The sequence below is a fragment of the Glaciihabitans arcticus genome (genome assembly GCF_004310685.1).
GTDB classification, from domain to species: Bacteria; Actinomycetota; Actinomycetes; order Actinomycetales; family Microbacteriaceae; genus Conyzicola; species Conyzicola arctica.
On the sequence record NZ_SISG01000001.1, the window covers coordinates 130,181 to 148,139 of the forward strand.

18 protein-coding genes and 1 tRNA gene are annotated in these 17,959 nt (G+C 61.1%); 10 read left to right on the forward strand and 9 right to left on the reverse strand.

Annotated elements, in window-relative coordinates; translation table 11 throughout:
- The first annotated feature begins 255 nt into the window (after positions 1-255).
- Entirely contained in the window at positions 256-696 is a 441-nt protein-coding gene (locus EYE40_RS00540) for a DUF488 domain-containing protein (RefSeq protein WP_130980116.1), read from the forward strand.
- Here EYE40_RS00540 and EYE40_RS00545 read toward each other — a convergent pair.
- Complete coding sequence (locus tag EYE40_RS00545; protein ID WP_130980117.1) at positions 693-1,514, reverse strand: hypothetical protein; 822 nt, start codon at positions 1,512-1,514, stop codon at positions 693-695. The genes EYE40_RS00540 and EYE40_RS00545 overlap by 4 nt on opposite strands.
- A gap of 104 nt (positions 1,515-1,618) precedes the next feature.
- Between EYE40_RS00545 and EYE40_RS00550 the strand changes: the two genes are divergently transcribed.
- Complete coding sequence (locus tag EYE40_RS00550; protein ID WP_130980118.1) at positions 1,619-3,790, forward strand: DEAD/DEAH box helicase; 2,172 nt, start codon at positions 1,619-1,621, stop codon at positions 3,788-3,790.
- On the forward strand, positions 3,777-4,457 hold the full coding sequence (locus EYE40_RS00555; RefSeq protein WP_130980119.1) for a DUF2290 domain-containing protein: 681 nt from the start codon (positions 3,777-3,779) through the stop codon (positions 4,455-4,457). The genes EYE40_RS00550 and EYE40_RS00555 overlap by 14 nt, the downstream gene beginning before the upstream one ends.
- Before the next feature lie 23 nt (positions 4,458-4,480).
- Here EYE40_RS00555 and EYE40_RS00560 read toward each other — a convergent pair whose 3' ends face one another.
- Positions 4,481-5,752, reverse strand: a complete 1,272-nt coding sequence (locus EYE40_RS00560) for a hypothetical protein (protein WP_130980120.1) — start codon at positions 5,750-5,752, stop codon at positions 4,481-4,483.
- A gap of 187 nt (positions 5,753-5,939) precedes the next feature.
- On the opposite strand from EYE40_RS00560, the gene EYE40_RS00565 reads away from it, so the two are divergent.
- A complete protein-coding gene (locus tag EYE40_RS00565) occupies positions 5,940-7,436 on the forward strand; it encodes a sensor histidine kinase (RefSeq protein WP_130980121.1) in 1,497 nt (498 codons plus the stop codon).
- A 110-nt stretch (positions 7,437-7,546) separates the two neighbouring features.
- Here EYE40_RS00565 and EYE40_RS00570 read toward each other — a convergent pair whose 3' ends face one another.
- Positions 7,547-7,795, reverse strand: coding sequence for a WhiB family transcriptional regulator (locus EYE40_RS00570; protein WP_130980122.1), 249 nt, complete (start codon positions 7,793-7,795; stop codon positions 7,547-7,549).
- Between the two features lie 258 nt (positions 7,796-8,053).
- Between EYE40_RS00570 and EYE40_RS00575 the strand changes: the two genes are divergently transcribed.
- A complete protein-coding gene (locus EYE40_RS00575; protein WP_240034652.1) occupies positions 8,054-8,431 on the forward strand; it encodes a hypothetical protein in 378 nt (125 codons plus the stop codon).
- On the opposite strand, the gene bcp is transcribed toward EYE40_RS00575, so the two are convergent.
- A complete protein-coding gene (gene bcp / locus EYE40_RS00580) occupies positions 8,411-8,890 on the reverse strand; it encodes a thioredoxin-dependent thiol peroxidase (protein WP_130980123.1) in 480 nt (159 codons plus the stop codon). The genes EYE40_RS00575 and bcp overlap by 21 nt on opposite strands.
- Before the next feature lie 82 nt (positions 8,891-8,972).
- On the opposite strand from bcp, the gene EYE40_RS00585 reads away from it, so the two are divergent.
- Together EYE40_RS00585 and EYE40_RS15715 are read left to right on the forward strand one after the other, a co-directional pair.
- A tRNA-Lys gene (locus EYE40_RS00585) sits at positions 8,973-9,048 on the forward strand.
- A gap of 68 nt (positions 9,049-9,116) precedes the next feature.
- The gene (locus EYE40_RS15715) at positions 9,117-9,248 is read left to right on the forward strand and encodes a hypothetical protein (protein ID WP_275669393.1); all 132 of its coding nucleotides are present in this window, start codon (positions 9,117-9,119) and stop codon (positions 9,246-9,248) included.
- 20 nt (positions 9,249-9,268) lie between these two features.
- Here EYE40_RS15715 and EYE40_RS00590 read toward each other — a convergent pair whose 3' ends face one another.
- The 3 genes from EYE40_RS00590 to EYE40_RS00600 are packed head-to-tail and all read right to left on the reverse strand — an operon-like array spanning position 9,269 to position 11,974.
- Positions 9,269-9,634, reverse strand: coding sequence for a hypothetical protein (locus EYE40_RS00590; protein ID WP_130980124.1), 366 nt, complete (start codon positions 9,632-9,634; stop codon positions 9,269-9,271).
- A complete protein-coding gene (locus EYE40_RS00595; RefSeq protein ID WP_130980125.1) occupies positions 9,631-10,875 on the reverse strand; it encodes a hypothetical protein in 1,245 nt (414 codons plus the stop codon). The genes EYE40_RS00590 and EYE40_RS00595 overlap by 4 nt, the downstream gene beginning before the upstream one ends.
- Before the next feature lie 58 nt (positions 10,876-10,933).
- A complete protein-coding gene (locus EYE40_RS00600; RefSeq protein ID WP_130980126.1) occupies positions 10,934-11,974 on the reverse strand; it encodes a GNAT family N-acetyltransferase in 1,041 nt (346 codons plus the stop codon).
- Between the two features lie 68 nt (positions 11,975-12,042).
- Here EYE40_RS00600 and EYE40_RS00605 point away from each other — a divergent pair, with 68 nt between their 5' ends.
- Both EYE40_RS00605 and EYE40_RS00610 read left to right on the forward strand, forming a co-directional pair.
- Complete coding sequence (locus EYE40_RS00605) at positions 12,043-13,161, forward strand: FAD-dependent oxidoreductase (RefSeq protein ID WP_130980127.1); 1,119 nt, start codon at positions 12,043-12,045, stop codon at positions 13,159-13,161.
- An 89-nt stretch (positions 13,162-13,250) separates the two neighbouring features.
- Complete coding sequence (locus tag EYE40_RS00610; RefSeq protein ID WP_130980128.1) at positions 13,251-15,665, forward strand: hypothetical protein; 2,415 nt, start codon at positions 13,251-13,253, stop codon at positions 15,663-15,665.
- A gap of 86 nt (positions 15,666-15,751) precedes the next feature.
- Here the strand turns inward: EYE40_RS00610 and EYE40_RS00615 are convergent, their stop codons facing one another.
- A complete protein-coding gene (locus EYE40_RS00615; RefSeq protein ID WP_130980129.1) occupies positions 15,752-16,234 on the reverse strand; it encodes a GNAT family N-acetyltransferase in 483 nt (160 codons plus the stop codon).
- A 36-nt stretch (positions 16,235-16,270) separates the two neighbouring features.
- Entirely contained in the window at positions 16,271-17,254 is a 984-nt protein-coding gene (gene galE, locus EYE40_RS00620) for a UDP-glucose 4-epimerase GalE (RefSeq protein ID WP_130980130.1), read from the reverse strand.
- A gap of 49 nt (positions 17,255-17,303) precedes the next feature.
- Between galE and EYE40_RS00625 the strand changes: the two genes are divergently transcribed.
- Positions 17,304-17,939, forward strand: a complete 636-nt coding sequence (locus EYE40_RS00625; protein WP_130980131.1) for a LysE family translocator — start codon at positions 17,304-17,306, stop codon at positions 17,937-17,939.
- Positions 17,940-17,959 lie beyond the last annotated feature (20 nt).

Sequence of the window (17,959 nt, forward strand, 5' to 3'; positions counted from 1 at the left end):
CAATCGGGGAGTTCTGGTTCTCAGGCTCCCCGATTGCCGCATTTTCGCGTTAGTGCCCAGAGTTTAGCTCGCCGATGGTCGAGCGAAGCCGAGACTAAATCAAGCGAAGCCGAAGTCAGAGCGCATTGATCGCGGTCGCGTGGGCGGCGCGACAGCACTACTCTTTACGGCAGTCTCGGTGCACTCTTCAGCACTGGGCGGGAGTCGCGACGTAGATCGGAATCGCGGCTATCCAACCCATGACAGGATTGAGTCGTGTGGGATGAGAGCGCCGGAATAATCGGCATCGGATATGAGGGCGCCTCGGTAGAAGACTTGACGTCTCAACTAATCGGGTGGGGTGTCACCGTCCTCGTTGACGTCCGGCTAAACGCGATTTCTAGGAAGCCTGGCTTTTCCAAGAAGCGGCTAAGCGAGCTGATGGTGGCAAACAACATCTCGTACCTGCACCTGCCGCAATTGGGCAACCCGCGTGACAACCGCGCTGGATACGCGGAGACCTCCACCCCAGAGGGCGAGCAAGCGCGGGCAAGGTTCAGTCAGCTGCTCGGCACTCCAGACGCCGTAGCGGCTGTGAACATGCTTGCCTCGTTGGCGCGAACCACACATGTGGCAGTGCTTTGTTTCGAAAAAAGTGAACTTGCTTGTCATAGGCATGAAGTGCTCGCTGAAGTCAGAAGAGCGCTGGATGACTAGAAGAGGCTTAGGGTCGATGCAGTCGACCTTTCCGGGTAGTAAACGCCGAGCACACTGAATTTCTCGCGGCGTCTCGCGTTTTCGAAGTTGCCCATGTAGAAACTTGTATGACGCTTGGATGCGAACATCATCTCCAAGTACTTCTGGGTAATCTTCCTTTTCGCTGTCGCATCCGAATCAGACTTGAGGTGTCTCTGAAGCTCGGTCATCTCCCAATCCAAGATCTGGCCTTGATGACCAGTGCATCGGGGGTCTGAACAGCGGTATCGATATCTAACCTTGAATCTCGGTGATTCGAGGCGCGGCGGCACGGAACCGTTCCCGAAGAGATCCACTTGTGAAAGCGCGTTGCTGATCTTGCTTTGCTCTGCGACAGTCCATCCCGGATGATCTTCGAACTCCATCTTGCTGACATCTAGCACCGGGACGAGTCCTAGCGACGGGCCGTTCGGATTGCCCGCAGTGCCAGATTGGAGTTCGCAGGTCGATGTTTGGTCGACATCTCTTAGATACGGGACGCGATCCGCCCAGGTGTGCAAATGTTCGATCGTCTCGATCGAGTCCCACTCCGGAGAGTAACTCTCGTTGCGACCGTCTTCATGGCGTCGGCGCACCGTCAACTCGATGATGTCGTACTTCGCAAACTTTCGCTCCGCGCCAAAATAGCGAAACGGTATCGGATAGAGGCGGATCCATTCCGATCGCCCCCCATCGATGCGGATACCGGCTACGCAGACTGTGTCTCCGTACTTGGCTGATGGTTGGGGTGAAGTTTTCACCGTGACGACTACGCGAGCGGTTTCTCCACGGATCGCCACGTTTCGGCCTTTGTCTAGGGTGGTGGGAACAAATCCCGTTCTGTCGCGAACTCGACGACTGAGTCTCCCGCAATAGTAAGAGCTTTTACAACTACCATTCGAGCATGAGTGTGAACGTTGTCGAAGGTGCTGTCTCTAAGCCCGTTGCTACCGGCGAGTTAGTAAGGATTCTTCGAAACCAAGCGGAGATCAGTGGCGAAATGACGACAGGCTTCCCTGTCGTAGCCGGTGACTCACACGCGTTCGCGATCGACTCACTACTCGTCTCGCCGCTATTCGGAGTAGTTGCGTTCGATGTAGTTGAGGGGAACGAGTTAGGTGACTTCGAGACTCGCCAAGACGACCTTGTCCGGGTGCTGAAATCTCGTCTGTCTGGGCACCGAGAACTAAATTCACGCCGTGATTTCATTCCGCACATCTCAGCAGTGACTTTTGCCCCAGGCATTAGCGATGACTTGGCCGCCCGCCTTTCAACGGCGGACTACCCGGTCCTCAACGGAGATGGTGTTCTTGCAACACTTTCGGCGCTGCCAACGGACGCAAGCCAAACGGCGATTTTCGAAGTCCTTTTGTCTGCGGTTCAGAATCTGCTTCCGATGCGGCGGGCCAGAGTTCCGAGGAGCCCCAGCAACGCGACTTCCCGCGGGGCGCGTCTGCTCGAGTTGGAGAGCTCGATAGCAACGCTTGATGGACTTCAAAGCCGAGCGGTTATTGAACCTATTGACGGAGTTCAGCGTATCCGCGGTTTGGCAGGTAGCGGAAAGACGGTCGTCCTGGCGATGAAGGCCGCCTATCTCCACACTCAACATCCCGAGTGGAAGATCGCGGTCACGTTCAACACCCGATCGCTCAAGGATCAGTTCCGACGTCTGATCTCCGGCTTTTCCTTCGAGGCGACCGGCGAGGAACCGGACTGGAAGCAACTCAGAATTCTCAATGCGTGGGGTGGCATCGGAAAAGATCCTGAGCGTGGCGGCATATACAGCGAATTTTGCGCGATGAGCGGAGCCAACTATTTCAACTTCTCCGAAGCGGCAAATCACTGGGGCTCATCGAATGCCTTTGCCGGAGCTTGCAACGCAGCGCTGAAGCAAACTGTAGAGATAGAAGAAACCTACGACGCGATACTCGTCGACGAGGCGCAGGACCTGCCAGCTAGTTTCTTGAAGATGTGCCACCTAATGCTCAAGGAGCCTAAGCGCCTTGTTTACGCATATGACGAACTTCAGAATCTCAACGGCGGTGGGCTTCCTTCGCCCGAAGAAGTTTTTGGATCGGATCGCTTGGGTAGGCCACTAGTGGAATTCGAATCCCCAGAGGGTTCGAAGCGGGATGTGGTCCTCGAGAAGTGCTACCGAAACTCGCGCCCAGTTCTGGTGACAGCACACGCTCTAGGGTTCGGAATTTATCGTCAGTCACCCCCGGGGCAAGAAACTGGATTGGTTCAGCTTTTCGAGCACGCGAGTCTGTGGGAGGACATTGGGTACGACGTTGATCAGGGCCCGCTCGAAGAGAATAGGGAGGTCGTTCTCTCTCGGACGGAGCGTTCCAGCCCTCCCCTCCTGGAGCGGCACTCGCCGATTGACGATCTGATCCAGTTTCACCGCTTCGACTCGAAGGAAGACCAGAATGCGTGGGTGGCAGCTCAGATCGAATCGAATATTCGTGAAGATGAGCTGCGGCATGACGACATCATCGTCATCAACCCAAATGGTATTACGGCACGAAAGAACCTCGCTCCTTTGCGAGCCGACCTTCTAGAAAGAGGTATCTCCAACCATCTCGCCGGAATCGATACATCGGCGGACGTCTTCTTCGACCGAGAGGGTAAATCGGTCACTTTTACAGGCATTTATCGCGCCAAAGGTAACGAAGCTGGAATGGTCTACATCGTAAACGCCGAAGAGGGGGTCGAGGCAATATACAACCTCTCTTCGATACGGAATCGTCTTTTCACCGCTATCACCCGCAGTAAGGCGTGGGTGAGAGTGGTGGGCGTAGGTGATGAAATGGACCTACTCGTTGCGGAATTTGAACGAGCAAAAGCAGAGAACTTCAAGTTGCACTTCAGGTACCCGACTGCAACCGAGAGGGAAAAACTCACGATGCTTCATCGCGATGTCTCTCCGGAGCTTGCGGAGACGATTAGATTGCGAAAGAAGTCCGCGCGAGACTTGCTTGACGATCTCGAAGAACAGCGAATGTTCCCCGAGGATTTGGATCCAGAAGTCCGCGCGCGGCTGATCGAAAGACTTCTCTCAAGTGACGGTTCGTGAGCCCACGGCGGCCGAGTTGCGCGATGGCATCAATCGCCTGACCGTTGAACTGGCGAGAATAGGCCTGACGGATGACCAAGAATGGCCGACTCTCACTCGCAGCGCCGCGACGACCACGGTCTCCACGGCCCATCCGCCTAATCGCTCGGTTATAAACGCGACCTCGTACGACGCACTTTACAACGAGCAGGCGGAAAGAAGAGCTTTTAACTTCGTCATGTTAGACAAGGCGCTGGTCCACTTCGCTTATGAGTTCCAAGGTCACCGCCTGAGTCGACACCGTGTTGTGTTTCTCCCTTCACCCCATCTGGTCGAGTTTCAGAATGATTCGGAGCTCTATCTCCGCGAGCATTTGTATGCAGACGTGATTGGGCCGCAAGGACTAGCTGTTCCAATGCGGTTTGATTTTGATGTCCGCCAGGGTCAGGGAGTATCGATAGACCATCATGCGACTCACCTAACCCTTGGTCAGTACAAGCACTGTCGGATCCCCGTAGCAGCTCCCGTCACGCCATGGGCCTTCATGGACTTCCTCGTCCGACACTTCTATCAATCTCCCGCTATGCCTAATCTTGCACTCAATATCGAGCCGGATAGAAGATTTGACCCGCATGTTTTAGTCGACTTGACGGGCAATATCCACGTTTCGGTGCCCGCTGGAATTTAGATAGCAGGCGGATGCGCTGACTATTAATCTTGGTCGAGCACTACGCCGTGCAGGCCGCGAGCGATAGCTAGCGCTTCCTCAACGTACCGGCTCTCCGGCCACGCCTTATTCCGAATGTGGCTGGCCCAATCCGATTCGTCCAACCTCGATGACGCGACTAGGTACGCGCGATAGGTCTTGGGCACCATGCCACGATCCATAATCACCCATCCCGAATCGAGAACTTCGATGACACCATGAATATCTCTCTCGCCTGTGACGCTCTGTCGATAACGAGAGGCATACATCAATAAGTCCGAGAGTTGCGTGAGTAGATCACTGCCGAAGTAAAGCTGGTCTCCAGGATAGAGATCTAGACGTATCAAGACAGTTCCCAGTGCGATGATCACCGCGCCAGCGTCGTTGCTTTCGCCCCACGCAAGAGTCGCAAGAATCACCCCATCAGCCGTCTCCAGTTGCAGAATGACCTGCGCACTATCGACCGAGGCCAAGAATCTAACATGCAAGTCGGTTTCCCTTAGCTCGCATCTTGGTCCCGTGGAGCTGATAACACCGGACAGCTTGGCTTTCATAAGTGCCATGTGAACCAGCTTCGATGTTGGCTGGGTTGCCACTTTCTCATAGAGCGCCTCTTCCTCGAGACGGCGCCTCGCCATGCCTGCCTGCACAACCTCTGCGATCGATGGGGCTGCATCGATCGATGCGGAGTGCGATAACGTGTCGTCATCTTGGGGCCCCGGTCGTTCGGCTTCTACAGCGAGCCCATTTCCTCGTCTGGTTGAATCTGTTCTTGGCGCCAGCCGATCATCTTCAATATTTTGCAAGTCTGACTGCGTCTGTCCCACATCACGCTCGGTCAACTTCACTCGGGCAGAGAGCCGCTCCGTCAAAACATAGAAAAGGCCAAAGAGTACAAAAGCCGTACCGGCGTTTACAAGTAGGTTGCTGAGCCACGGATTTCGCCATTCCCGGGCGGGAGACGCCACGTCTGAGAAGTAGGAGCCGAAAACGAAGACTACGCCTACGAAGAAGGAACCGATCATCCACCACAAGCGATGACCACGAAGCCACCGACCCCACTTCGCTTTCAGAACGTTGAGAGCGGCTGCGCGCCTGGCTTTCTTTGCCTTGGAGTGGGCTTCAGCGCTTAGCTGAAACTCCGCATCAGCGGCGCGTTTCTCAGCATCCGCGCGCTCTTTAGCCCGCCGGTCTTCTAATTCTTCCCTTGAATCCATATTCAGTTGCGTTCTAACAAGTCGGCTGATGCGAATGTGGAAAAGGAGGCGCAGTGACACGTGGATCCTCCAGGCCCCAGTTCGACTCTTCTCGTTGTGGAATGGGCGCGAAGTGGGGCATTGTCAAATTATGGTGGATTTGTTCACGGGCTGGATGCGGAGGGCTAATTCTTTGGCGCGATTCGAAAGTTGCATGCGCAACATGCGACGAGCGTGCCAAAAGTTTGTAACCGACTAGCCTGAGACTGTGTCGACGCTCAGTGATCTTGTCCAGGCCCAGGGGCGTTCGACCGACGCCGACATCGAGTGGCTGCACCTCCTGGTCGGGGACTGGCAGCTCATCGCGGACCTCGCGTTCGCCGACATCGTGCTGTGGGTGCCCAGCGCCGAGGGCAGTTTCGTCGCCGTCGCGCACGCCCGCCCCTCCAGCTCGGCCACCCTCTTCTACCGCGACTTCGTCGGCCAGGCCATCAAGCCCGAGTGGAAGCAGCAGGTCACCCAGAGCTTCGACACCTGTAGCATCATCGACTCCGGTGCACCCACCTGGTACGAGGAGACCCCCACGCGCGTGCGCGCCGTTCCCGTCGTGCGCCGGCTCTCGCCGAGCGGCAAGCAGGTCTCCGACGCGCCCGTCGCCATCATCACCCGCCACACCAACCTGAGCGAGGCGCGCACCCCCAGCCGCCAGGAGCTCACCTTCAACGAGTGCGCCAACGACGTGTTCCTGATGATCGCGAGCGGCGACTTCCCCGACCTGGGGGCGCCCACCGGCCCGCGCCGTGGCGCCCCACGCGCATCCGACGGCCTCATTCGCCTGGATATCGACGGCAACGTCACCTTCGCCTCACCGAACGCGCTGAGCGCCTTCAACCGCATGGGCTTCGCCGGCGAGCTCGAGGGCGAGTCCCTCGCCGAGGTCACCACCGGACTGCTGCACGGCCGGCTCGTGGTCGACGAATCGCTGCCGCTCGTCGTCACGGGACGCGCACCGTGGCGCACGGATATCGAGGCTCGCGGCGTAACCGTCTCGGTACGCGCCATCCCGATTCGCAATCGCGGTGAACGCATCGGAGCCATGGTGCTCTGCCGCGATGTCACCGAGGTGCGGCACCAGGAGCGCGAGCTCATCACCAAGGATGCGACGATCCGCGAGATCCACCACCGGGTCAAGAACAACCTGCAGACCGTGGCATCGCTGCTCAGGATCCAGGCCCGACGCACCCACAGCGACGTCGCGCGCGAGGCGCTCGGCCAGGCCATGCGTCGCGTCGCCGCCATCGCCGTGGTGCACGACACCCTGAGCGAGGGCCTCAACCAGAACGTCGACTTCGACGTCGTGTTCGACCGGGTGCTGCTGCTGATCGCCGAGGTCGCGTCCAGTCACAACACCACCGTGCATCCCAAATCGAGCGGCAGCTTCGGCAACCTGCCCAGCGAGTACGCCACCCCCCTCGCCCTCGCCCTCACTGAGCTCGTGACCAACGCGGTCGAGCACGGCCTGGCAGGCAAGACCGATGGCGAAGTCGAGATCGTCGCGCATCGGGATGACGTGATGCTCAGCGTCAAGGTGCGCGATAACGGTGTGGGGCTGCCCGAGGGCAAGGTCGGCTCGGGTCTCGGCACGCAGATCGTGCGCACGCTCATTCAGGGCGAGCTCGGCGGCACCATCGACTGGCACACGCTGATGGGTTCGGGCACCGAGGTGACCATCGAGATCCCGGCGACCTGGCTGACCCGCACCTAGCCGCTCCGAGAACAACGCGCCGCCAACGAAGAAACCCGCAGCCCCGGGTAAGGGGACTGCGGGCCGTGTTGCTGCTGCTAGGCGGTTGTGATCTTCGTAGAAATTTGTGGTTAGGAAGCGCGGCGGGCGCGTGCGGCGCGACGCTTGAGGGCGCGGCGCTCGTCTTCGCTGAGGCCGCCCCAGACGCCGGAGTCCTGTGAGGTCTCGAGCGCGTACTGCAGGCACATCTCGGTGACGGTGCAACGACCGCATACAGCCTTGGCCTTGTCGATCTGGTCGACGGCCGGTCCGGTGTTTCCGACGGGGAAGAAAAGCTCGGGGTCGGCCGTGAGGCAGGCGGCTTTGTCGCGCCAGTCCATGATGCTCCTAGGTGTAGTTTGCTCGCACGCCAAAAAATCTACGCGTCTGCATGGGTGATGCCCTGTGCTTCGGATGGGAAGGGCAAGAGTTTGGGATCCACCCACGACCTTGTAGGAGTCAAATCAACCTCCAATAGACTCTCATAACGGAGAAAGCAAATCAATGGTTTTGTATGGGATATGGCTGTGAACGTGACCCCCAATAGCGTGCTGGACAGCGGGGACTCCCCGCCACTACGGCCTCGTCACCCTCAGGTTGTGGCGCTCGTCGTTGTGCTCGCTCTCGAATTCGTTGCCCTCGTGGGAATCACGGTGTTCCTGGTCTTCGAGCTTCTCGTGGCCGCGCCCGAGAGCTACGCGAGCGCCATCGCGCTGACCGTCGTGGTGGCTTTGGCCGCCCTGTGGCTGGGTGCGATCGTCGTCGGCGCGTGGCGCGGCGGGTCGTGGACGCGAGGCGCATCCATCGTCGTGCAGGTGCTTCTGGTGTCGGTCGCGCTCGGCAGCTTTCAGGGCTTCCTGCCACGACCGGACATCGGTTGGATCCTGCTGCTGCCCGCGATCGCGGTGTTTGTGCTGCTCTTCAGGTCACCGGTGCGGGCGCACCTTCGCCCGCCGCTAGGCGACGACGAGGCCTAGCTTCTTGCGCAGCATGCTGAGGTGGCCGGTCGCCTTCACGTTGTATAGCGCGAGCTGCACGGTGCCGTCTTCGTTGATGACGAAGGTCGAACGCAGCGTGCCGGTCACGATCTTGCCGTAGAGGCTCTTCTCGCCCCACGCGCCGTAGGCCTTGTGCACGTCGAGGTCCTGGTCACTGAGCAGCGGGAAGGTCAGGTGCTGTTCGTCGCGGAATCGGACGAGGTCGGCGACCGGATCCTTCGAGACACCGAGCACGCTGTAGCCCTCGCGCTCGAGCGCGCTCAGGTTGTCGCGGAAGTCGCAGGCCTGCGTGGTGCAGCCCGGCGTGGAGGCCGCCGGGTAGAAGTAGAGGATGACCTTTCGCCCGGCGAAGTCGCTGAGGGCGACGGCGTTGCCGTCCTGGTCGCTGAGGGAGAAAGCGGGGGCAACAGCACCGGTTTCGAGTCGTGTTCCGGTCATGGATGCTCCTGGTTGAGTTGCGGTTCGCGAGGGGGTTTTTCCCATGCTAATCTTGCTAGTCGGTTCGGGTATCCCGAACTACGCACCTCTAGCTCAATTGGCAGAGCAACTGACTCTTAATCAGTGGGTTCCCGGTTCAAGTCCGGGGGGGTGCACCAACGGGTCCCGCTTCGGCGGGGCCCTTTTGTGTCCCGCTCGGTCGTTTTGCGTCCCGTACAGTCGGAGCATGAAACCCCGTGACGAATTCTTCGATCGCGAGGCTCGCTACTCGCTCGGCGTCGACGAGGAGTGCCGCAGGCACAAGCGCGACGACCTGCTCATGATCCAGCCCGGCATGAACCGGGGAACGGCGGTCTGAATCCCCACGTCCGAGGTCATTCACTCGGGCGAGGGGGTGGAGGGGACCTTTGTGCGCATGCGGCGCGTGATCAGCGTCGGGCCGAACAGCACCGAGATCAGACCGCCGTACAGAAAAACCGTCGGCAGAGGGTTGGGGTTCGGTTGCTCGTAGCTGGACTCGTCCGCCATCGTCCAATTGCAGGCCATGCCGAACGGGAAGTAGCTGATCGCCTGTCCGTTGAACTGGCCTTCGGGGCTGGGATGCAACCCTTCCGGCGGAAACTGCTTAGAGTAGCAATTCTCGCCGGGATCACCAACGCTCTGCTGGATGACGATTCCGAAGGCCACGACGATCGAGAAGAGTCCCGCGGTGGTCGCGAGAGCGATCCGTCCGAGTCGGCTCATTTCCCCTGCTCCAGGCACGTCGTCATCGCCGTGATACGAACGCCCTCGGTGGTGCCACGGATGGTTGCCTGCTCAATCCGCTGCACGGTGCTGGGCGAGTAGATCGACGTGCCCGTCGCCTGCTCGGTGTGTTCGAGGCCACTCGCCTTCCAGAACCGTGTGACGGCTTTGTAGGCGGGCTCGGCGGAATCCGCGTACTCGAAGACGGGCAGCAGGAGGGTGCCCTGCACCTGCACTCCGTCAGCTCCGGTGGAGCACTCACCAACGAATACCTCGGGAGTTCCGGGGACACCGGAGGCTTCGGCCGAATTGAGGAGGAATTGCGTGAGCAGCTCCGTGTCGGCCGCGACCTGCGCCGCCCGGGCCACTTCGTCAATCGGGGCCGGGGTGGGTTCGAAGAGGGCCAGGTCGTCGGGTTCGGCTGAGCCGAGGGGGAGTCCGACGTAGCCGGTGATGCTCTCCGTGTCGGAGTGGACGAAGAATACGGTTCGCGGTCGTCCCGGAGTCTCGTCGCCGGTCAGCGCAGCGAGCGATCGCGCTATCACCCCTGGTGAGGATGCGTTCACCGTCAGGTGGGGTCGCGGGGACTGCTCGCGCGGTTCCACTGAACTGATCCGGTCGACGCGAGGCCGTGCCTCCTCGAGGTAATCGATCAGAGCGTCGGAGGGTCCGGCGGCCGAGACAGAGACGTTGAGGTCGAACCCCTCCCAACTGACCGACACCGCATCGAAGGGGTCGGAAGTGAGCGTGCCGGATTCGCGAAGGGCGGCGACCGCGGAGGCCACTCGAATCTCTGACGCGACCTGCACGGAATCGCTTGTCGGATCCATCCTGACCGAGTCGACCATGGGAAGCGCACGCAGCACCGCAGCTCGCTCTACCTCCCGCGAATTCTCCAGGGTGACCGCGGCCACGCCCGGACCCTTCGGCACAAAGAGCGTGCTGCTGAGTCGCAGGCCCGTCGGCGAGGGAACCGCCGCGATGAGATCGGGAAGTGTCGCCAGGTCATCCGCACGGGCCGCCGTGACGACCAGACGAAGGTAGAACTCGCCGGGCCTGTCCTTTTCGTCTACCGCGTCGACTTCCGCGACGACTTTGGTGACGCCGGGCAGTGCGCGGATCTCCGCCTCGAACTCCCGCGCCGCCGCGACGGACTGGGCAGGAGGCTGCGGAAGAGGTGAACACCCGGTCATCAGCAACGCTCCGCTCAACACGAGCGAGACGAGCAGCCGGGAGATCATCCCATAAGTTGAGCACGCGTCATCCCGAGGCGCGTCATCCCCGCGAATGACAAACGAGCTAGAGCTCCGTCTTCCACGCGCCCATGGTCGCCCAGGGGGTGAACCCGACTGCTTCGTTGACGGCGAGCATGTGAACGTTATCCACAGCATTCGACGTCGTGATGGCGGGATGCCCCGGCGCGAACTCGTCGAGAGCCGCGATATTCGCCACCTTGAGCAGCATGCCCAGCCGGTGACCACGGTGCGCCTTCATGACGATCGTGTTGCCCTGCGCCACGGCACGTTCGGTCTCGGGTGGCACGTCCAGCTCGGTGTAGCCGGCGACCTCACCCGAAGGTGCGTGGTGCACCATCGCGACGACCATCGTGCTGGGCGACAGCTCGTACGCGTCGTCGTCGGCCCGCACGCGCTCGGCGGTCCAGATGCTCGCGGTGTCCATGCCCGCGCTGGGGGCATCGGTTCCCATGCTCTGCCGCAGTTGTGCCATGTCCTCGAGCAGGTGCTCGGGGGTGCGGCCCGTGTAGGTGAGCACGGTGAAGTCGGGGCCGGCGGCATCCCGCGCCTGCTGGAGTTGCGCCGTAACGTCGACGGGGAGGTCCAGGCGGCTCATGCGCCCGACCTGCTCGAGCACGTAGCCGTGCTTCAGCAGGAATGCGCTCGACGCGGTGTCGCGCGGCACGGCGCCGAAGCCGGTCGGCGACGGGATGACGTCAGTCGTGTCCGAGAACGCCTCCGTCGCGTACTTCTGTATGGAGGTCTTGCCCTCCTCACGGGCCCACGCCACGAGTTGCTCGTGCAGGGCCGAGCCGATGCCGTGCCCGCGAAACTCTGGCAGGACCTCCACGGAGACCCACGCCGCCGAGGCGTCCGATTCGGTCTCGTACACGCCGCGGCCGACGATCTCGCCGTCGACCCGGGCGAGCACCCCGTGCTTGACCTCGAGCGGGTTCTGCCACCTGGGCAGCAGTTCCTCGGGCTCACGTGACAGGTCGCGGTTGCCCACGAACTCGGCGATGACGTCGTTGCGGAGATCGACCTGGGCGACCCAGTCAGGAGTGATCTCGGCGGGGACGATGAGTTCTTCAACCGTGAAGTTCATGATGGAAAACCACCCTAGACCCGGACGATATCGTGAGAGGCGACAGTTCGATAACGACCGGAGGATCCATGCTCGAGCAGGTGGAGGTCGTCGTCATCGGCGGTGGCGCGATGGGGTCGGCCGCGGCGCGGGCACTCGCCCTGCGCGGTCGCGAGGTGCTGCTGCTCGAGCGGTTCGGGCCGGGGCACAAGAACGGGGCGTCGCACGGCGCATCCCGAAACTTCAACACCGCCTATGCCGACCCGGACTATGTCGACCTGCTGGTCGAGGCGCTGCCCGCGTGGCGCGAGCTCGAGCGGGAGACCAGAACTCCGCTGCTCGATCTCGTCGGCCTCGTGAACCACGGGGCCAACCCCGACTTCGACGACACGTTCGCAGCGATGGATCACGCGGGCTTCGAACCCGAGTTCCTCGACCCGGCCGAGGCTTCGCGACGCTGGCCTGGCATCCGCTTCGACGGACGGGTGCTGTTCACGCCGCAGGGTGGTCGCGTCAATGCCGACGCTGCCGTGACTGCTCTGCAGCGCTCGGCCGCGACCCACGGCGCGACGGTGCTGCACAATGCGCGCGTTCTCGAACTCACCGTGCGAGGTGTGGATGACGTCCTTCTCCGCTACGAGACCCCGCAGGGCGTGCACGAGATCACCGCCCGAACGGCGGTCGTCACCGTGGGTGCGTGGACCGACAAGCTCCTCGGCACCGTGGCACATCCCCGGCTCGTGGTCACGCAGGAGCAGCCCGCGCACTTCGCCGTGCGCGACGCTTCGATCGCCTGGCCGAGCTTCAACCACACTCCGACCGCGGGCGACGCCGACTACGACTACTGGCGCTCGCCGATTTACGGCATGCTCACACCGGGCGAGGGTGTGAAGGCCGGCTGGCACGGGGTCGGCCCGGTGGTCGATCCGGATGCCCGCGACTTCCTGCCCGAGCCCCAGCAGCTCGCCGCGCTGCAGCGCTACGCGCGAGACTGGCTGCCCGGCGTCGACCCCGACGAGTTCGCCGCCATCAGCTGCACGTACACGACCACCCCCGACTCGAACTTCGTACTCGACCGGATCGGGCCGCTCGTGATCGGCGCAGGCTTCTCGGGTCACGGCTTCAAGTTCACGCCCGCGGTCGGGCGGGTGCTCGCCGACCTGGTGGAGCGCCGCGCGGCGCCCGCGCTGTTCTCGCTGGGCCGCTAGATCTGAAAGTAGCCCCGAACTGGGATGTTGATTCGAATGTAAATCGTGTTTGGCTGGTCCCGACGATCCACACGACTTCGATGACGAGGGTGAGCATTTTGGGACACACGGCGAAGGAACTCGCGACTCAGTACGCCGATCCAGCTTGGCGTGAGCGCTATTCCAAAATAAGTGATCTTCTCCAAATTCTTGGCGACTGTATTATCCCAAACGACTACGCCGTCTCGGGCGACATCAACTCTGCGCTCGCTCTTAGCGCGGAGGGCGCGAAGATGAAAGATCGGCTTATCCGTAAGGAGCACATCCCCGCGATGGAGGCGCACTTGATGTGCGCTCTAACGTTTGGGCATAAAGAACTGTTCATCGACGTCGAACTGACGGATGTCGAAAAACTAGCATCAGCCATTTCTTCGCAGTTGGTCGAGCGCAAGATCAGATTTCCCTACAGTTACGGCCGCGACATATACGACGCGTACTCCGTCTTGTTTGAAGATGAAAAAGACGTGCTGACACTCGATGAGACCTTCAGGTTGATAGACGAGGTGCCGGCGGGAGTGTTCCAGTACGGCACGTTCGTGCTTGGCCCCTACGGAATTCTGAACAGTGCAACGTCTCGCTTTGTGCATTTCAGCAGGCAAGTCCCCGCTTTCCACTGCGCGCAGTCAACCTGCAACGCCGTCCATCCCATTCGTTTGACCACCGGATATGACGCGACTATCAATGACGAGCGGAAGAAGCTTCATCGAATTCTGGATGAGGAATCCGATCAGACAGCCGATTGGTGGGGGCTAGCACTTGAAGTGCGGGACTTTGCTGGTTCGTACTATGGCGATCATCATTCCGGCACAGTCGTTGCGCTGATTGGAGATTGTCTCAGCGATACCGAGTTTTCGAGTTTGCTTGTCTACCTCCTAGATAGCACGAAGGGCGCTTTCCGCGAGGTTGTGAAGGACGCGCTTGGGACGGGTTCAGCCCGCGACATGGTTGCCAAACTGACTCGCGCGGAAATGCAGCAAATCGCGCTGCTAGCTGAAGAATCGTGGCTGACGCAGGGACTCGACTATCTAGTTCGAGCCGGAGAAATTCACATACCAAAAGGCGAGATACGTCGTCCGGTGACCAACATCCGTAGGAGTTCAGGGGCATTCAATTTGGTCCCCGAGTTGGGTCATTTCGGGGTGCGATTCGTTTCGAGTGATCCAGGATTCGCCTCGCTCCGAGAACGTCGGCTTCTACACAAGCTCTATCTCAAAGACGACCTCACAGACACGGAAGAGCTCGACTGGCAACTCCGTGGCTTCGACTCTGACGACCTCGACGAGCGGCTCGAAAATTTCTTCCGATCGACCGACCCGCGAAGCGCACTGAGACGAATGGTCCTGGCACGAAAGACCAACATGATAATGGCGTGCGAGGAGGTCGGCCTGGAAGATGGCGAGCACCTATCTGATAGCGATCTCGTCGAGACCATTCTTTGGAAGCTTGGGTTTGCCGTGCATTTCGAGGACGATCCGCACGGATATTTTTGGGACCTCCATCAAAGGATTTCTGCGCTGACGCAATCCTCTAGAATTTCCGGCATTGGCGAATCCGAAACGTTTCGGGGAGTAGCAAGTCTCTATTTCACTGAACTCGAGGGCCTTCTCATAGACAGTCTCGCATTCGGGACGTGGGCGCTTCTGACCGACCACACTTCTGAGTTCTCGCCGTTCAGCTACGACAATGAGCATGACCGATTGCTCGGCCTTTCTCGGCTTCAAGTCGCTCATGACCTGTCCGGCAACGAACATGAGAACTTCGACTTTACGTCAGACAAGATGGATCTATACTCCCTGGTACGTGGGTTTGGGATCCTTTCAAAGGAGCTCGCTCGTCTCGAGCAAGATCGCTCTGCATCTGCCCGAAGCGCAGGGTCGTTCCCTCAATTTGAAGGGAAGACGGAGTTGAAATCCTTCGTTTTTCGGTCGACCGTGCCTTACCTAGACCTGACGGATGCTTCTAGGGTGCGATTACGAGAAGGACTTTCTCAGATCACGAATCAAATGATCTCTCCCGTTGAGGTCAATCAGGTGCGAAACGACTACTCGCACTATCGACGCACCTCGCCAGAGATAGATCGAATGGCCAACGCGCTCGACGCGATTGGCACCGCGGTCAGGGAGATTGAGAACCTCGGTTTGGCGCGCTTGCTATGTGCTCCATCCGGTTTCGAGTCCGACGCTTGGGGCCGTAGTCAGCACAAATTCTCCGGTCCGCGAAGCGTTGAGCATCTATTTGCGCGCCCATCAAGCTACGACTGGATGGGACTGCCGGGTCTGAATCAACCGCAATACATTGTCCGCTCGGCAGGTTTTGCAGAGCCAAACGAAGTCCTTCGATTCACGCAGCGGTTCGAAAGCGAATTTTCGCGGATGTGGAATGGATACCCGATACGCAGGGCAGCAACGGTCTCCATCCCCGTTGGCTCCGATGAGGTTGACAACCACTCTGAGAATCAGCGGTAGGAGCCTGGGATTCCTCGCCGCGCGGAAAGGCTAGGTTCGTCAATTACCCAGACCCCAGCTGCGGTGTATGAGCGCCAGACATGGGGCTAGGCGAGCTCCTTGCGGAAGTAGTGAAACACGATCTCGTCGGCGGTCAGCGACGTGTCGAACAGGGGCGTGTAGCCGGTGGCGAGGTAGAGGCGCACTGCCTCCGGCTGGCGCGGACCTGTGCTGAGCTCGACGATCGAGTGGCCGCGTCGGGCGGCCTCGGCCTCGAGCTCGGCGAGGATCAGCCGGGCAAGGCCCTGACCGCGGAAGTCCGCGTGGGTCCACATGCGCTTCACCTCGACGGTCGTCTCGCTCATCCGCATAAACGCCCCGGCCGAGACCGCCCGACCGTCGCGCACGAGCACCACGAAGTCGCCGTCCGGCGCGGAGAAGGTGGAGGCGGGGTAGCGATTGATCTCCGTTGACGCCGGCTGGCCGAACATGTCGCCGTACCGGTCGTCGTACTCGCGCTCGAGGTCGGCGAGCACCTCGACGACGAGCGGATCAAGCGGTGTGGTGTGGATGAGTCTGTCGGTGGTCACGTGGGTAGAAGGCCGAGGGGCGTCGACGTATTCCGATCAGCCCGCGAACTTCTCGGCCCAGCGCAGCGAGTCGCGGATGCCGTCCTCGATCGTGAGCTGCGGGGTCCAGCCGAGCGCCTGGGGTGCACGGTCGCTGGTCGTGTATGCGCCGGCCGCGTCGCCGGGGCGGGCCGGTCCGACGAGAACCTCGAGGTCGGATCCGGAGACCTCGATGAACATGTCGGTGAACTCTTTCACCGTGGTGCCGAGGCCGGTGCCGATGTTGAGCACCGCGTACGGCGCCGACGGGGTGGCGACCTCGTCGAAGCGCTTGAGCGCGGCGACGTGCGCGAGGGCCAGGTCCCAGACGTGGATGAAGTCGCGGATGCCGGAGCCGTCACGGGTGGGCCAGTCCATACCCGTGATGGTGAACGGCACGCCGGTGCGGGCAGCCGTGACCAGCTTGCCGAGCACGTGGCTGGGCAACGGGTCCTGGAGGCCGGTGCGCAACTGGGGGTCGGCGCCGATCGGGTTGAAGTAGCGGAGCGCGATGGCGCGGAATTCGCCGGCCGCAGCGCCATCCCGAAGCACGCTCTCGAAGATGGCCTTCGAATTAGCGTACGGGCTGGTCGGGTTGATGGGCGAGTTCTCGTCGACGGTGAAGTCGGCGCTCACGCTGTAGATTGAGGCCGAGGAGGAGAAGATGACGCGCTCGCAGCCGTTGCGACGCAGGTGCTGCAGCATGCTGATGCCCTTGCCGACGTTGTTCGCGTAGTAATCGACCGGCTGCTCGACCGACTCGGGCACCACGATCTTCGCCGCGCAGTGGATGACCGCCGAGATGTCGGGATGCGCCGCGAAGATGCTGTCGATCAGGTCGCCGTCGGCGACATCGCCCTCGAAGAACACGTGCTTGCCGGCCCAGTCGCGTCGCCCCTTGGAGAAGTCGTCGAGGATGATCGGCTCGATCCCCTGGTCGACACAGGCGTTCGCGATGGTGCTTCCGATGTATCCGGCGCCGCCGGTAAGGAGGATCTTCACGCTCGGAATTCTAGCGCGGAGGGTTTTGCGAACCGGCTAGCATCGCAGCATGGTCCCTGTCGCGAACCTCGTCGCCTTCGCGCTCGCCGCGCTTGTGCTCGTCGCGCTGCCCGGTCCGAGTGTGCTGTTCGTCGTCGGCCGCGCCCTCTCTATCGGTCGCGTCGGTGCCCTGCTCAGCGTCGCGGGCAACGCGGTCGGCATGTTCGCGCAGGTGGTGGCGATCTCCGCGGGACTCGGCCTGCTGCTCGAGCAGTCCATAGTCGCCCTCACGGTGATCAAGTTCGCGGGCGCCGCGTTCCTCGTCTATCTCGGAGTGCAGGCGATCCGGCACCGCAACAGGCACGTCGAAGCTCCCGAGGGCGGGGCATCCATCGGCCGCCTGCGTTCGCTTCTCGAGGGCATGGTCGTCGGTGTGACGAACCCCAAGTCGATTGTGTTCTTCGTCGCAGTGCTGCCGCAATTCGTCGACGCGAGCGTGGGTAGCGTGCCCCTGCAGCTGCTGGAACTCGGCGCGATCTTCGCGACCATGGCCCTGCTGCTCGACAGCGTCTGGGCGATCGGTGCCGGTTACGCGCGCGAGTGGTTCGGTCGATCCCCGAAGAGGATGTCCCGGCTCGCCGCCACCGGAGGTGTTGCGATGATCGGGCTCGGCGTGGGCCTCGCGGCGTCTGGCTCGAAGAGCTAGCTACACGACAGCGAGCCCGT

Coding starts and splice junctions, on each gene's coding strand:
- EYE40_RS00605 (WP_130980127.1), top strand. CDS start 12,043: ATGCTCGAGCAGGTGGAGGTCGTCGTCATCGGCGGTGGCGCGATGGGG.
- EYE40_RS00595 (WP_130980125.1), bottom strand. CDS start 10,875: ATGATCTCCCGGCTGCTCGTCTCGCTCGTGTTGAGCGGAGCGTTGCTG.
- EYE40_RS00625 (WP_130980131.1), top strand. CDS start 17,304: ATGGTCCCTGTCGCGAACCTCGTCGCCTTCGCGCTCGCCGCGCTTGTG.
- EYE40_RS00570 (WP_130980122.1), bottom strand. CDS start 7,795: ATGGACTGGCGCGACAAAGCCGCCTGCCTCACGGCCGACCCCGAGCTT.
- EYE40_RS15715 (WP_275669393.1), top strand. CDS start 9,117: ATGAAACCCCGTGACGAATTCTTCGATCGCGAGGCTCGCTACTCGCTC.
- EYE40_RS00550 (WP_130980118.1), top strand. CDS start 1,619: ATGAGTGTGAACGTTGTCGAAGGTGCTGTCTCTAAGCCCGTTGCTACC.
- bcp (WP_130980123.1), bottom strand. CDS start 8,890: ATGACCGGAACACGACTCGAAACCGGTGCTGTTGCCCCCGCTTTCTCC.
- EYE40_RS00590 (WP_130980124.1), bottom strand. CDS start 9,634: ATGAGCCGACTCGGACGGATCGCTCTCGCGACCACCGCGGGACTCTTC.
- EYE40_RS00600 (WP_130980126.1), bottom strand. CDS start 11,974: ATGAACTTCACGGTTGAAGAACTCATCGTCCCCGCCGAGATCACTCCT.